At 61.6% G+C, this 14,133-nt stretch carries 13 protein-coding genes; 1 reads left to right on the forward strand and 12 read right to left on the reverse strand.

Annotation, left to right across the window (positions count from 1 at the left end; genetic code table 11):
- Positions 1-57: 57 nt before the first annotated feature.
- On the forward strand, positions 58-1,743 hold the full coding sequence (locus E0502_RS03430) for an AbgT family transporter (protein ID WP_137676550.1): 1,686 nt from the start codon (positions 58-60) through the stop codon (positions 1,741-1,743).
- Position 1,744: 1 nt separating this feature from the next.
- Here E0502_RS03430 and E0502_RS03435 read toward each other — a convergent pair whose 3' ends face one another.
- The 12 genes from E0502_RS03435 to E0502_RS03495 all read right to left on the reverse strand — a co-directional run bounded on the left by E0502_RS03435 (position 1,745) and on the right by E0502_RS03495 (position 14,058).
- Positions 1,745-2,584 carry an enoyl-CoA hydratase gene (locus tag E0502_RS03435; RefSeq protein WP_137676551.1) on the reverse strand — a complete coding sequence of 280 codons (840 nt, stop codon included), beginning with the start codon at positions 2,582-2,584 and terminating at the stop codon, positions 1,745-1,747.
- 55 nt (positions 2,585-2,639) lie between these two features.
- Entirely contained in the window at positions 2,640-3,038 is a 399-nt protein-coding gene (gene rbfA / locus E0502_RS03440; protein ID WP_137676552.1) for a 30S ribosome-binding factor RbfA, read from the reverse strand.
- A complete protein-coding gene (locus E0502_RS03445; protein ID WP_137676553.1) occupies positions 3,038-3,574 on the reverse strand; it encodes a DUF1697 domain-containing protein in 537 nt (178 codons plus the stop codon). Before E0502_RS03445 ends, rbfA begins: the two co-directional genes overlap by 1 nt.
- Complete coding sequence (locus E0502_RS03450) at positions 3,574-3,990, reverse strand: PaaI family thioesterase (protein WP_240048841.1); 417 nt, start codon at positions 3,988-3,990, stop codon at positions 3,574-3,576. The genes E0502_RS03445 and E0502_RS03450 overlap by 1 nt, the downstream gene beginning before the upstream one ends.
- Positions 3,991-4,095: 105 nt before the next feature.
- Positions 4,096-6,675 carry a translation initiation factor IF-2 gene (gene infB, locus E0502_RS03455; RefSeq protein ID WP_192895909.1) on the reverse strand — a complete coding sequence of 860 codons (2,580 nt, stop codon included), beginning with the start codon at positions 6,673-6,675 and terminating at the stop codon, positions 4,096-4,098.
- 25 nt (positions 6,676-6,700) lie between these two features.
- Positions 6,701-7,450, reverse strand: coding sequence for a DUF448 domain-containing protein (locus tag E0502_RS03460; RefSeq protein WP_137676555.1), 750 nt, complete (start codon positions 7,448-7,450; stop codon positions 6,701-6,703).
- Positions 7,431-9,149, reverse strand: coding sequence for a transcription termination factor NusA (gene nusA / locus E0502_RS03465; RefSeq protein ID WP_137676556.1), 1,719 nt, complete (start codon positions 9,147-9,149; stop codon positions 7,431-7,433). The genes E0502_RS03460 and nusA overlap by 20 nt, the downstream gene beginning before the upstream one ends.
- Positions 9,149-9,718, reverse strand: coding sequence for a ribosome maturation protein RimP (gene rimP / locus E0502_RS03470; protein WP_137676557.1), 570 nt, complete (start codon positions 9,716-9,718; stop codon positions 9,149-9,151). Before rimP ends, nusA begins: the two co-directional genes overlap by 1 nt.
- 186 nt (positions 9,719-9,904) lie before the next feature.
- The gene (locus E0502_RS03475; protein ID WP_137676558.1) at positions 9,905-10,204 is read right to left on the reverse strand and encodes a hypothetical protein; all 300 of its coding nucleotides are present in this window, start codon (positions 10,202-10,204) and stop codon (positions 9,905-9,907) included.
- Between the two features lie 137 nt (positions 10,205-10,341).
- Positions 10,342-11,199, reverse strand: coding sequence for a hypothetical protein (locus E0502_RS15160; protein ID WP_192895910.1), 858 nt, complete (start codon positions 11,197-11,199; stop codon positions 10,342-10,344).
- 201 nt (positions 11,200-11,400) lie between these two features.
- Entirely contained in the window at positions 11,401-12,213 is an 813-nt protein-coding gene (locus E0502_RS03490; protein WP_137676560.1) for a hypothetical protein, read from the reverse strand.
- Positions 12,214-12,468: 255 nt separating this feature from the next.
- Positions 12,469-14,058 carry a type II secretion system protein GspD gene (locus E0502_RS03495; RefSeq protein WP_137676561.1) on the reverse strand — a complete coding sequence of 530 codons (1,590 nt, stop codon included), beginning with the start codon at positions 14,056-14,058 and terminating at the stop codon, positions 12,469-12,471.
- Positions 14,059-14,133: the final 75 nt, after the last annotated feature.

Genomic DNA, 14,133 nt, shown 5'->3' on the forward strand with positions numbered 1-14,133 from the left:
TTCACGCCGAGTCTTCAACAATCACAGCGTTAAGCGGGGCGACAGGCGTGATTCGCAATGCTAGCGCCTCGCAAACGCAAAGCACTGGCAGGGGAAATTGAAGTGGCAGAAGCAGCAGCGGCAGCGCCGGGACAGAAGGGCATTCTCGGCTGGGTCGAGCGAACCGGCAACAAACTGCCCGATCCGGTCTTCATTTTCTTCTACCTGATCATCGCGCTGGTGGTTGTTTCGATTATCGCAGCGCTGACGGGTGTTTCCGCGCTGCATCCGACGGAGATCGACGAAGCGACCGGCGGCGCATTGCAGATCGACGCGGTCAGCCTGCTCAGTCCGGAGAATATCCAGCGCCTGTGGGTCGAAATGCCCGCAACCTTCACGCACTTTCATCCCCTGGGATATGTGCTGGTGGTCATGCTCGGCGCAGGTGTTGCTGAACGCTCCGGCTTTTTCGCGGCCGGCATGGCCAAGGCAGTCAAAAGCGCCCCAACCTCCCTTCTCACACCGGTCGTCGCGCTGGTTGCCATGCTCGGCAACCATGCGGCTGACGCAGGTTACGTGGTGCTCATACCTCTCGCGGGCATTCTTTTCGCTGCGGCAGGGCGTCACCCTCTGGCGGGCATTGCTGCAGCCTTCGCCGGGGTTTCAGGCGGGTTTTCCGCCAACATTTCGCCGGGCCAGCTCGATGCGCTTCTGTTCGGGATAACAGAGGAAGCAGTCGGGGCGAGCGCGCTCGATCCGGCGTGGACCGCGAACATTGCCGGCAACTGGTACTTCATCAGCGCGATGACGCTGCTGTACCTCCCGATCATCTGGTATGTGACCGACAAGATTATCGAGCCGCGCCTCGGTGCATGGACCGGCGGCACTTCAGCGGGCGCAGACAGTGCCGACGGCCTTAGCCCCGATCCGACCGAGGAAGCCGGACCGAAGGCGAGCAAGGGCTTGCGCAACGCCGGTCTCGCAGCGCTCGGGATTGTCGCGCTGTGGCTGGTTATGGTTTTCGCACCCGGCACGCCGCTGATCGACGAGGGGGCCTGCGCCAATGTGCCCGCCGCCGATTGTTCGATCCACACCCAGTTGAGCCCGCTTTACCGTTCGCTGGTCGCAGGCTTCTTCCTGCTCTTCCTCGCCTGCGGCTGGGCCTATGGCAGCGCTACAGGTGCGATCAAGAACCACCGCGACCTGGTCAATATGATGGCCGAGTCGATGAAGGACATGGGCTATTACCTCGTGCTGGCCTTCGCAGCGGCCCATTTCGTGGCGATGTTCGGCTGGTCCAACCTTGGCCTGATATCAGCGGTGCATGGGGCCGATGCGATCCAGTCGACCGGCCTGCCGTTGCCGCTGGTGTTGGGATTGATGGTGCTGTTCGCGGCCCTGCTCAACCTGTTCGTCGGGTCGGCGAGCGCAAAATGGGCCTTGCTCGCCCCGATCCTGGTGCCGATGCTCATGCTGCTCGGGGTCAGTCCGGAAGGCGCAACGGCGGCATACCGCGTGGGCGACAGCGCTACCAACATCATCACGCCGCTGATGGTCTATTTCCCCCTGATCCTGGTCTTCGCGCAGCGTTGGCAGAAGGATTTCGGGCTTGGCAGCCTGACCGCGATGATGCTGCCCTATTCGGTGTGGCTGCTGATTTCCGGCGTCCTGCTGATCGTGGTGTGGTTCTATCTCGGCATTCCGCTTGGGCCCGATGCACCGGTCAGCTATGCGCTGCCGGGCGCCGGGGTCACCGCTCAGTAGGTCAATCTTTCGGCTGGCGTTCGCCCCGGATAAGCGGCGCGCCAGCCGGATCGATCGGCTGGCCATGCCGCAACCGCGCGTTGGCATGGCCGACTTGCTGCCAGCCCATCGCCGATTGCAGCAGATTCGTCTGACCCTGCGCATCAAGGCTCTGGTTGCAGGCGAGCTTTGCCAGCCGCAGCCCGATCAGCGGACGTTTGGCAATCCGCTGCGCCATGGCGAGCGTAAACGCCTCGAGCTCGGCCCGCGGCACGACATGATTGACCATGCCCAGCTCCCTGCATTCCTCCGCCGTCAGGTCGCACCCGGTGTAAAGCAATTCGCGCGCCTTGCGGCTGCCGAGCTCCCACACATGGGCAAAATATTCGACCCCGTTGACGCCAAACGCCACGGTCGGATCGGAGAACAGCGCATCCTTGCTGGCGATTACGATATCGAACGGCCAGACCAGCATCAGCCCGCCCGCCATGCACAGTCCCTGCACCTGCACCACCACCGGCTTGGGCAGGTTGCGCCAGCGCAGGCACAGGCCGAGATACATCTCGTGTTCGGCAGCAAGCTGGCCTTCCTGCCCATCACCGTCGAAGCCGCCCCATTGGGTGACCGCAGGAAAGCCCGCCAGATTGCTGTCATCACGCAGATCGTGGCCGGAAGAAAAATGTGCGCCCTCTGCGGCCAGCACAATGCAGCGAACGGCGTCATCCTGCGCCGCGCGGGTCAGCGCAGCGTCGATCGCGTAAAGCATTTCCTTGTCCTGCGCATTGGCCTTGCTGGGCCGCGTCAGCGTGATCCGTGCAACGCCTTCGACCGGCGCGTCAAAGGCAATTCGCTCGCTTTCCATGGCTCTCCCCTCGTGTTTCGCGGGACAAGCCTATCAGAAGGATCGGCAGTGCGCTTCAGTCTTCGTCTTCGAGGTCGCGGGCAACTTTCGGGTCGCGCAGCAGGGCTTCTATCCGGTCGGCTTCATCGAAGCTTTCGTCAGGGCGGAATCTCAGCTTCGGGGCGAACTTCAGGCCGAGCCGCTTGGCCACTTCCTTTTGCAGGAAGGCAGTGTTTTGCTGCAAGGCCTTGATGACCTCGTCTTCGCTCTTGCCGAGCAGCGGTTTCACATAGGCAGTCGCATTGCGCAGGTCGGGGCTCATGCGGACCTCCGTCACACTGATATTGGCCGCCGAGACGGTTTCATCATGCACTTCCTGCCGTGCGAGCAGCTCTGACAGGATATGCCGCACCCGCTCGCCCACCTTGAGGACGCGGACGGATTGTTGTTCAGTGGTGAATTGCTGGCGGGCCATCAGTCGAATTTCCCGATTAGAGTCCTGAGCGAGTTTACGTTGCGCGCGGTGCCGCGGCAACCGAGGCGGCGCTCGATGAATTGTTTGGTCAGCTTACTGGCCGCGACGCCATCGACGTAATCGATGTGGAGCGTGCGGGTGCCGCGAGCCAGCTTTTCCGGTCCTCTCCCTTCATGGTCCGTTTCAAGCTGCGCGAACTGCCCGGGCGAAGGCTGCGTATCGAGAAACATCACATGAACGAGCTTGTCCTCCCCCGCGCCGTGGAACGGGCATTCCGACAATGACTGGCGAAGCTCAGCCTGCGTGCGGACAATGGCGAAGGTCTTGATATCGAATGTGTCGGCGATCAGCGTGGCGATGCGTTGCGGTAGCGCGTCTGCGGCCGTTTCATCGCTGTTGAAGATCACATTCCCGCTCGCGCCGATTGTCGTCACATTGGCGAACCCGGCACACTCCATCGCGGCTTTCAAGTCTGCCATTCTTATGCGGTGACCGCCGACATTGATGCTGCCGAGCAGGGCGAGATAGCGGGTCATCAGCCGGTTATGCCGGGATTTTCCGTCGGGATCGCGGTCGAGGTCGAGCGGGCGACGACGGTGCCGTCCTCCAGCATCAGCTCGGCTTCGAGGAACAATACGCGGCGGCCCGATTTTACCACCCTGCCCTTTGCCATCAGCGGGCCTTCGGGCACCGGCTTCAGCAGCGAGATGTTGAGGTCGAGCATCAGCGGAGAATGCGTCCCACCGGTCGCGCGGGTGTAGGCCCAGCCCATCGCCTCGTCCAGAAAGCCCGCAACCAGCCCGCCCTGCACGCTGCCGCGCGGGGTGATGAATTCAGGCGGCGCGGAAAAGCGCATGGTGATGGTCTGCGTCGCCTCGTCGAACGCGACGGCCTCGGCCCCCATCAGCTTGGCATGTGGCCAGACCTGTGATCGGTCGAACATGTCGGTCATGCGTAGTGCCCCCGGTTATGGCGGTTCCATTAGCGGGACTCGAACCCGCCAAATGAAGGGCGAACGCCCTCCACCCCCGCCGACCGGGTCAGGAGCCACATGCTATCAGAGCGTCCGTTCACGCTCCTCGACTTCGAAGACTTCGAGCTGGTCGCCAGCCTGAATGTCGTTCGTATCAGCGAGGACCACGCCGCATTCGAGACCGGCGCGGACTTCGTCCACATCGTCCTTGAAGCGTCGCAGCGAAGCGATGGTGGTGGCAGAGACGATAACATCGTCCCGGGTGAGACGGGCAAACAGCCCTTTGCGAATGACGCCTTCTTCGACCAGCAGACCTGCCGCCTTGTCCTTCTTGCCGGACTTGAAGACTTCCTTGACCGCTGCTCGCCCAACGACATGCTCGATCCGCTCCGGACCTAGCTCGCCAGCCATCTCTTTCGCGATTTCTTCGGTCAGGTGATAGATGACGTCGTAATACTTCATCTCCACGCCGTCGCGCTTGACCAATTCGCGTGCCTTCGGGTTCGGACGCACGTTGAAGCCGATGATCGGCGCATTCGATGCAGCCGCCAGAGTCACGTCGCTTTCGGTAATCGCACCAACCCCGGCATGCAGCACCCGGACCTTGATCAGATCATTGCCCAGATTGTGCAGCGCGGTGGTGATCGCCTGGACCGAACCCTGCACATCCGCCTTCACCAGCACGGGGAATTCGACCAGATTCGACTGGAGGTTGTTGAACATCGTATCGAAATTGGTCGGAGCAAGCGCGGTGCGCGTTGCCGTCGCCTTTTCCTGACGATACTGCGCCACTTCGCGGGCGCGCTGTTCGTTCTCGACCACGGTCATCTGATCACCGGCGCCCGGAACCCCGCCGAGGCCAAGGACCTCGACCGGCATCGATGGCCCTGCTTCCTTGATCTGCTGACCCGCATCGTTGACGATGGCGCGCACCTTGCCGCTTTGCGTACCGACGACAAACGTGTCGCCGCGCTTGAGCGTACCGCGCGTGATCAACACCGTCGCGACGGGGCCGCGGCCCTTGTCGAGCTGCGCTTCGATCACTGTCGCTTCTGCCATGCGGTCTGGTCGAGCCTTGAGCTCGAGCAGTTCCGCCTGCAGCACGATCTTTTCGAGCAGATCGTCAAGCCCGGTGCCCTTGGTGGCCGAAACTTCGACATCCTGCACATCACCCGACATCGCTTCAACGATGACTTCATGTTCGAGCAGGCGCTCGCGCACTTTTTGCGGGTTGGCCTCTGGCTTGTCCATCTTGTTGATCGCGACGATCATCGGGACGCCCGCCGCCTTCGTGTGTTTGATGGCTTCGATCGTCTGCGGCATGATGCCGTCATCCGCCGCCACAACCAGCACCACGATATCGGTCACATTGGCACCGCGCTGGCGCATTTCCGTAAACGCGGCGTGGCCCGGCGTATCGAGGAAGGTAATTTTCTGACCCTTCTCGCCCTTTTTCGCAGGCTTGGTTTCGACCTGGTAGCTGCCGATATGCTGAGTGATGCCGCCGGCTTCACCCTTGGTGACGCGCGTTCCGCGCAATGCGTCGAGCAGCGATGTCTTGCCGTGATCGACGTGACCCATGATGGTCACCACCGGAGGCCGCGGCATCAGCGTTTCTTCGGGATCCTTGTCTTCGGCCGTATCGATATCGACGTCGGCCTCGGACACCTTCTGGATATTGTGGCCGAACTGTTCGACCAGCAATTCCGCAGTGTCCTGGTCGATCGTCTGATTGACCGTGACCATCATGTCGAGGTTGAACAGTTCCTTGACCAGATCGGCACCCTTTTCACCCATCCGCTTGGCAAGCTCGCCAACCGTGATGGCCTCGGGCACGATCACGTCGCGAACCTGCTTTTCACGCGGAGCGGACGAACCGCCGCCTTTCATGCGCCGTTCTTTCTCGCGCGCACGCTTGAGCTTGGCGAGCGACATGGCGCGGCGGCCTTCGTCCTCGTTCAGAGCCTTCGTGACCGTCAGCTTGCCGGCCCGGCGCTTGTCCTTGCGCTCCGCAGGTGTGGGACGCTTCTCTTCTTTCTTCTTGGCCGGCTTCTTCGGCTCGGGACGAGCGACCGGAGTAAACTTGCGCGCCGCCGGGGCGGTCTTGCCGGGGGCTGCCGGTGCAGCCTCTGGTGCCGCTTCCGCCACAGCAGCATCAGCATCGGCACCGGTTTCAGCGCCCGATTCAGAGGCAGGTTCAGCCGCAGGAGCGGCGTCGGCGGCTTTCGCCTCTTCGACTGCCTGCTTTTCTGCTTCAAGCTCTGCCTTGCGGTTTTCTTCCTGCCGCTGCTTCTCGGTCTTGACCGCTTCCTTGGCTTGTTTGTCTTCGCGCTTGCGCGCTTCTTCCGCGACGCGCAGGCGATCTTCTTCCGCTTCGCGCTGCATGCGCGCGACCTTCTCCTGCGGCGTCTCGCCCGGAGGTGCCTTCTTGGCAGCCGGCTTCTTGGCTTCGACCGGTGCCGGAGCGGGCGGCGGAGGCGGCGGGGGCGGAGGCGGCGGCGGGGGCGGTGTCTCGCCGGGCTTTACGAGCACGCGCTTGCGCTTGACCTCGACCGCAACCTTGTTGGTGCGGCCGTGGCTGAAGGTCTGTTTGACTTCGCCGCCATCGAGCGACCGCTTGATCCCAAGCGGTTTGCGTGCCGGTTTTTTGTCTTCGTCGCTCATAAAGCTCACTTTATCCTTCAAACATTCATTCGTCGTCATGCGCGGCGGCCGGAGCCTCCGCACTGGCTGTTTCAGCGGGGTCGTCTACCCCGATATAGCGCTGCAGGCGCGTGAGGATCGAAGTGATCCGTCCGGCCGCTCCGCAGCCGCTCACGCCCAGATGGACGACATTGTCGCGGCCCAATGCCACAGACAGAGCCGCCCGGTCCAGTGGCAAGGTGGTTCCCCGCTCACCGCTTCCCTCAGCATCGCGCCCCACGCGCCATGCCTGATCGAGTTTCTTGCGCCCGTCCTCGCGCGCATCGGCGGCGTGCAGCAGCAACGATATGCGTCCCAGCCGTGCCTGTTCGCCAATCCGGTCGGAACCCAAGATAAGCGTTCCGCTGCGCATTTCGAGGCCCAACCGGTCAAGCAATGTCTTGCGCAGCGCATCTTCGGCCCGCTGCGGCAGATCATCCGGCACAGACAGCGGCGCGCCTTTGAACGCACGAGCCAAAGCGCCCTTGAGCTTGCCGGCCGTAATCGCAGTTTCCAGTTCTGCCCGCGTCACCCCTATCCATGCGCCGCGGCCAGGTGCCTTGGCCATGACATCGGGCAACACATCGCCGGCAGGCGAGATAGCCAGACGGATCAGCGCATCGCGCGACGCGCTCTCTCCGGCAAGGATGCAGCGGCGTTCGGCACAAGACTTGCCGGGTGCGGAAGCTTTACGCCCCCGCACCTGCGGCGTGTCAGTGATATCGGAACTTACGCGCTCATTGGGTGGAGTCCGCATCGGCGGCCTCCTGTGTGTCGGACTCGGTCGGCGCATCCGTTGCCGGGGCCGCCTTGTCTTCGTCTTCGTCTTCGTCTTTCGAGCTCGCTGGAGCCGCTTGCGGTTCCTCGTCTTCGAACCAGTGCGCGCGGGCCGCCATGATGATTTCGTTGCCCTGCTCTTCGCTCAGACCATATTCGCCCAGCACGCCGCCCTTGTCCTGTTCGCGGATCGAGGGACGGCGCATCGGCGGACCATCGGGATTGTTCCGGCGGCGCGGCGCTTCGCGCTTCTTCTGGATCAGTTCGTCGGTCGCCAGATCAGCCAGATCATCCAGCGTCTTGATGCCGCCCTTGCCCAGCGTCACGAGCATTTGCTCGGTCAGGTGCGGGATCTCAGCGAGAGCATCTTCGACACCCAGCTCGCGACGTTCGGCACGCGCGGCTGCTGCCTGGCGGTCGAGCGCTTCGATCGCACGGCTCTGGAGTTCCTCGGCCAGCTCTTCGTCGAAGCCTTCGATGGTCGCGACCTCTTCGAGCGCGACGTAAGCGACTTCTTCCAGCTCGGTGAAGCCTTCGGCCACCAGCAGCTGCGACAGGGTTTCGTCGACGTCGAGTTCTTCCTCGAACATCTTCGAGCGTTCAGCGAATTCCTTCGACCGCTTCTCGCTCGCCTCTTCCTCGGTCATGATGTCGATCTGATGACCGGTCAGCTGGCTGGCGAGGCGCACGTTCTGGCCGCGGCGGCCGATTGCGAGCGACAGCTGGTCGTCTGGCACCACGACTTCGATGCGGCTTTCATCTTCGTCGAGCACCACCCGGGCCACGGTGGCGGGCTGGAGCGCGTTGACCACGAAAGTGGCGGTGTCCTCGCTCCACGGAATAATGTCGATCTTCTCGCCCTGCAGTTCCTGCACCACGGCCTGGACACGGCTGCCCTTCATGCCGACGCAGGCGCCGACCGGATCGATGCTGCTGTCATGGCTGATCACGCCGATCTTGGCGCGGCTCCCCGGATCACGCGCGGCGGCCTTGATCTCGATAATGCCGTCGTAGATTTCAGGTACTTCCTGCGCGAACAGCTTCTTCATGAAGTCAGGGTGGGCGCGGCTGAGGAAAATCTGCGGACCGCGGTTGTTGCGTTCGACCTTGGTGATGATCGCACGCACGCGCTCGCCGACACGGGCGGCTTCGCGCGGGATCTGCTGGTCGCGGCGGATGACGCCTTCGGCCCGGCCGAGATTGACGATCACATGGCCGAATTCGACCGACTTGATCACCCCGGTGATGACTTCGTTGGCGCGGTCCTTGAACTCTTCGTACTGGCGCTCACGCTCGGCATCGCGGACCTTCTGGAAGATCACTTGCTTGGCGCTCTGCGCATCGATGCGGCCCAGATCGACCGGGGGAAGCGGATCGACGATGAAATCGCCAACCTTGGCGCCATCCTGCAACTTCTGCGCCGCCTTGAGGTCAACCTGCTTGAAGTAATCTTCGACTTCCTCGACCACTTCGACCACGCGCCACAGGCTCAAATCGCCGGTGACCGGATCGAGCTTTGCCCGGATGTCGTTTTCAGACCCGTAACGGTTGCGCGCACTTTTCTGGATCGCTTCTTCCATCGCCTCGATGACGATCGACTTGTCGATCATCTTTTCGGTGGCAACTGCGTTTGCAATCGCGAGCAGCTCTGCCTTGTTGGCGGAAATTGCACTGGCCATCAGTCGTCAGCCTTCTCTTCTTCGTCTTCTACAATGTCTTCGGCACCGGCGGTGTCGAGCGGTTTTGTCGCAGCGATCAGCTCGTCGGTCAGAACGAGCTTGGCCGCATGGATCAGATTGTGCGGGAAAGATACCTCGCCCGCCTTATTATCATCGACAGTCACCAGACCGTCATCATCTATGCCCTTCAGCGTGCCGCGCAGATTGCGGTGGCCATGGACTTTCTCGCTGAGCGAAATCTTCGCCTCGTGTCCCGACCAGTCGGCAAAATCCTTCGTACGGGTGAGCGGCCGATCGATTCCGGGTGAACTGACTTCGAGGTGATATGCCCCGCTGATCAAAACTTCGCCCTGTTCTTCGAGCGCATCAATCCGGTCGGACACACGGCGGCTCAAGGCGGCGCATTGTTCGATCACCAACTGGCCCGTTGCCGGATCCTCCGCCATGATCTGCAGCGCCATGCCGCCGTCTCCGGCTTCGGACGGCATCATCTTCACGCGCACGAGTTCGAAACCGAGTGCTTTTGCTTCGGGTTCGATCTCTTCAGTCAGGCGCGCAATATCAGCCATTCGGTCTCCGTTCGGTTCGACGTGCAAGACAAAGCTTCTTGGTGCCGGCCCCCGGAGGCGCCAGCGCTTCAGTGTCCCGACGATGTCGTGATGTGGGTCAGTTAGGCGTGACGTGATCGAAAAGCAAGTGCTGGTCTTGTCTCAGTTTGAAGATAGCGATGGTCGACTAGCGCTTACACCAGCGGCTTACAGCCCGGCGCACATCGCCTTTACCTGGCTTTCCATCTGGCGCAGCGAATCTTCCATCTGGTCCAGCCGGTTGGAATCGACAGCGCGGTTCCACGCCATGCTGAATTGCTCCTCCGCCGCACGGCAGCGTTCGGCCTCCGCCTTGGCGACCTGTTCCTTGATGCCCGACGCCTCGACTGCCGCTTCGGCAACCACATCGGTGTTGTTGGTCAGCCAGGTTCCGCCGGCGCCGATCAGCACGACTGTGATCAGCCATAGGCCGGCAAAAGCACCGGCAATAATCTTGAACGCTTTCATCGGTCGTCTCGAAGCCTCTGTCTGCAGCGTCGGGACGGATAGCAATTCCGCTTCAAGATTGGGTTAAAGCCGGAAAGCGGAAAGCCGGGGGGACCGGACGCCGCCTGCCCCCCCTCAGCCTTGGCAGATTGATCCGATCAGTGATCGTGGGCGTGACCGTCGCCTTCGTCAGGGGCCCAGGTCACATGGGTGACAAACTTGATGCCGTTGACGGTCTTCTCGAACTTATGCGGCTTTCCGTTGGGCAAATATTCGACCGCGCGGCCCCAGCTGGCGGGCGTGTTGCCGACATCGGGCAGGCTGAGGCGATTCTTGCCTTTCCCTCCGCCCTTGCCGCCTCCGTTGCCGCCTCCGTTGCCGCCGCCCTTGCCTCCTTTACCGCCACCACCGGTATCGCCTCCGCCTCCGCCGCTGTAGATCGACAGGAGCTGGTCGTAGTCATGCTGGTCGGGATGTTCGTTGTCCGCTGGCCGACTGGTGTATTCCATGCAGGATGTGGTTTCGTCGGTGCTGAAGTTTTCGTTCTGGTGCGCGAGACCGTAATCATGGCCGATTTCCTGACATGTGACGAGCTGGCGCCAGCTGTAGGTGTTGTAGGCATCGCGATTGAAATAATTGTCGTTCAGCTTGGTTGTGCCGGCGATGATCTTGCCGTTCGACAGCGCGATGCTGGCAAGGCCGAGCCACCCGTTGGCGCCGTAATCCGAGTTGCACACCTGGATCGTGCCCGTGACCATGTTGCAGGACGAGTTGTTGCCTCGCTCCAAAGTTGCCTGGATGACTGCTGACCGGTTCCAGTCTGTTACAGCGGTGTCGACATAGCTCGTCCAGGTAGAACTGGTGTTGTCGACGATCGGAACCGTTATCGGATTGGTCGCGTCCTGTGACCACGCATAGGTGCCCCACGAATGGTTCGCGATCGCTGTCCCTCCTGCGAGCATGGCGAGCGGAATCGCCGCAACCCATGCGCGATGGTGAATGGTATGTCTTGTCATGAAATGTCCTTCCCCGGCAGATTGGTCCTGCGGCAGGCATTAGGACGATAGAAAGGCTAATCCCGCGCGAACAGGCAGGCTTCATGACGATGGATAATGCAACAGGCCGGTGCGGTAACCACTCTTGCTGCCGCGCGAAAGACAAAGAAAAAGGGCCCGGCGCGAACCGGACCCTCCCTCGTCACGGAATCACAGCTAGTCCTAGTGATGATCGCCGTGGCTCGGTCCTTCACCGATGGCCCAGGTTACGTGGGTTACGATAATCTCGTTGCCCTGAACGCGCTGGTAGACATTCGGACGCCCCTTCGCGTCGAATGCGACCGCACGGCCCCAGTCAGACGGTGAGTTACCCGCGTCGAACTTCTTCGGCTTGCCCTTGCCGCCACCAGGGCCGCCGCTGCCGCCGCCATCGCTGTGGGCGTAGATGTCGAGCAGCATTTCATAATCGTGCGCATCGGGGCTTTCGTTACCGGCCGGTTGGCTGGTGTATTCCATGCACGAAGTGGTCAGGTCGGTGCTGAAGTCTTCGTTCTGGTGGCCGAGGCCATAATCGTGACCGATTTCCTGACAAGTCACGAGCTGGCGCCAGGTGTCGTTGTTGTACTGCGCCTGATCGAAGTAGAAGTCGTTCAGCTTGGTGATGCCCGCCGTGATGTGCGAGTCACGGCCACGGCCGACGCTGATGCTGGCAATCCCGAGCCAGCCGGTGTTGCCATAGTTGTCGTTGCAGACATGGATCTGTCCGGCGACAGCGGCACAGGAAGGATCGGCATTGCCGCGCGAATACGGTGCCTGGATCACGGTCGACTGGTTCCAGTCGTTGACCGCCAGCTGCGTGTGATTGCGCTGAGCCCAGATTCCGGTGGTGTTGTCGATGACCGGTACGGTCACCTCGGCGCCTGTGCGCTCCCAGTGATAGTTGTTCCATGCGTGGGTGGCTACGGCCGGTACAGCTGCCACAGCTGCAAGACCAACACCGGCGGCCAGAACGACCTTGCCTTTGGTGATTTTCATCAAGTTCTCTCCAAACAGATTTTCAATCCCGAAAAGTAGAATGCCGGCTCCCTACCGCTCCTGACTTGCGCCCGGATGCGACTTGGCTTGCGATCCCAGCCCGACTCCCCGTGGGCCGAACACTACGCTGCCGCAGGGGGCGGTCAAGCGCGCCACGAAACTATTTTTTGGTAAGCGCGATTTAACCACAATGGAGTGACACGAATGCAACGGACTTGTTCTTTTATTACTTTGGACAGGCCCGACAAGCAGCATTTACTCTTGCGGTTCTTCAATAACGGGCAGTTCGCTATTCGCCTCGCGCCTGAGCAAGGCGCGCATCCGCTCCGTGTCGCCATGCCGGATGATGTGCGGGGTGATGATGATGTACAGCTCGGTGTTGCTTTCGCTTGAATTCTCGCGCTTGAATAGTTCGCCGATCAGCGGAATATCGCCCAGGATCGGCACCTTGCTCTTCGAAATGAGCCGCGCTTCCTGCGTCAGCCCGCCGATCACGAAGGTTTCGCCGTCGCGCACCGAAGCGCTGGTTTCCGCTTCGCGCTGGCTGATGGTCGGGAAGCCCTGCGAGAAGCCTGTCACGCTGGATACCACCGCATAGATCTTGGAATTGACAAATCCGTCGCTGTTGGAGCGCGGCGCGATCTGCAAAGTCACGCCGACGTTCACATATTGGACCTGCTGCGAAACACCATTGACCCCTGACAGCTGGATCGATGTCAGGATCGGCAGTGCATCGCCAGTAGTGATTTTCGCGGTCGATCCGCTTTGCGCGGCGATGCGCGGCGAGGAAACGATCCGGCCCTCCCCCTTCTGCACTTGCGCATAAACCGCTGCCTGCAGGCTGAAGGATTCCACAATGGCCTGCGGATCGAACTGGAAATCGAGGAACTGGCCCGACTGGACCGTCCCGAATCCGACCCGGCCATTGCCATCGGTGAAATCGAAGCCGACGTTCTTGGCCCCTGTTTCGGTCAGCTCGACGAACTGGGTTTCGAGGATTACGCTGTCGACCGGGCGATCGATCAACTGAATCATCCGGCGGACCCGCGCGATGCGCTGCGGCGAGCCTTCGACCCAGATTGCGTTCAGTCGGCGATCGATCGCGAGACCTGAATTGACTTTTTCACCCAGCGGCAGCTCTTCTTCTTCCTGCGGACGGACGACATTGCCGAAATTGGTGCCATTGGTACCCGGCGATCCGAAGCCCGGCTCCGACCGGATAAAAGCATCGTTCGGGCGGACGCTGGCGCCATCGGCGATAAGACCGACCACTTCACTGACATCGGCATATTTCAGCTCGATCAGCGCGAAATCATCCTCGCCGGCAGGCGGATCGTAGAATTCCGGCAGATCGCCGTCCCGGCTGCCATCGAAACCGGCCGAACCAGAACCGCCGCGAATGGCGATTCTCTCACCCGGTTGAGGCCGTCGGATGGTGACCAGCATGTTGATCTGCCCGCTGGTCTGCGTCTCGACGATGGCTGGGCCGCGGCTGCGGAAAGTGACGACCAGAGCGTCGGCATCCTGTTCGAAAACGACCGAGCGAACAAAGCCCGTCAGGTTGCGATTGATCGAAGCGGTCTGCGCGCGGCGCGTGTCCGCCAGTCGGATGACCGCCTCGCCAGCGGAACCCGTATTCTGCGCTGCCGCAACTTCGGGCGCGAATCTGAGGCGGAAAATCGCCTGCGTATCGCTCTCTGCGACCAGCTGGATATCGGTGAGCGTTCGCGAGCCGGACTGAGCCTGAGCCAGACCCGGGGCGAACAGCGCTGCGCACGCAATGCCGAGCGCACAGTAAAACAGAAGTATACGATGCCCTGCGACCCGGGCATTCACAGCAAACATATTGGCGTAGTTCCCAATCCCGTGACCTGCATAGCACTGCAATGCGGGCCGACAAGCCGCTGGCTGCACACATGA

Source organism: Parerythrobacter lutipelagi (assembly GCF_005434975.1).
Taxonomy (GTDB): domain Bacteria; phylum Pseudomonadota; class Alphaproteobacteria; order Sphingomonadales; family Sphingomonadaceae; genus Parerythrobacter_A; species Parerythrobacter_A lutipelagi.

Excerpts from the sequence above, each read along its gene's own strand:
- E0502_RS03490 (WP_137676560.1), bottom strand. The coding sequence starts at position 12,213 with ATGAAAATCACCAAAGGCAAGGTCGTTCTGGCCGCCGGTGTTGGTCTT.
- nusA (WP_137676556.1), bottom strand. The coding sequence starts at position 9,149 with ATGGCCAGTGCAATTTCCGCCAACAAGGCAGAGCTGCTCGCGATTGCA.
- E0502_RS03475 (WP_137676558.1), bottom strand. The coding sequence starts at position 10,204 with ATGAAAGCGTTCAAGATTATTGCCGGTGCTTTTGCCGGCCTATGGCTG.
- E0502_RS03445 (WP_137676553.1), bottom strand. The coding sequence starts at position 3,574 with ATGACCCGCTATCTCGCCCTGCTCGGCAGCATCAATGTCGGCGGTCAC.
- E0502_RS03430 (WP_137676550.1), top strand. The coding sequence starts at position 58 with ATGCTAGCGCCTCGCAAACGCAAAGCACTGGCAGGGGAAATTGAAGTG.
- E0502_RS03450 (WP_240048841.1), bottom strand. The coding sequence starts at position 3,990 with ATGACCGACATGTTCGACCGATCACAGGTCTGGCCACATGCCAAGCTG.
- E0502_RS03495 (WP_137676561.1), bottom strand. The coding sequence starts at position 14,058 with ATGTTTGCTGTGAATGCCCGGGTCGCAGGGCATCGTATACTTCTGTTT.
- infB (WP_192895909.1), bottom strand. The coding sequence starts at position 6,675 with ATGAGCGACGAAGACAAAAAACCGGCACGCAAACCGCTTGGGATCAAG.
- E0502_RS03460 (WP_137676555.1), bottom strand. The coding sequence starts at position 7,450 with ATGCGGACTCCACCCAATGAGCGCGTAAGTTCCGATATCACTGACACG.
- E0502_RS15160 (WP_192895910.1), bottom strand. The coding sequence starts at position 11,199 with ATGACAAGACATACCATTCACCATCGCGCATGGGTTGCGGCGATTCCG.
- rimP (WP_137676557.1), bottom strand. The coding sequence starts at position 9,718 with ATGGCTGATATTGCGCGCCTGACTGAAGAGATCGAACCCGAAGCAAAA.
- rbfA (WP_137676552.1), bottom strand. The coding sequence starts at position 3,038 with ATGGCCCGCCAGCAATTCACCACTGAACAACAATCCGTCCGCGTCCTC.
- E0502_RS03435 (WP_137676551.1), bottom strand. The coding sequence starts at position 2,584 with ATGGAAAGCGAGCGAATTGCCTTTGACGCGCCGGTCGAAGGCGTTGCA.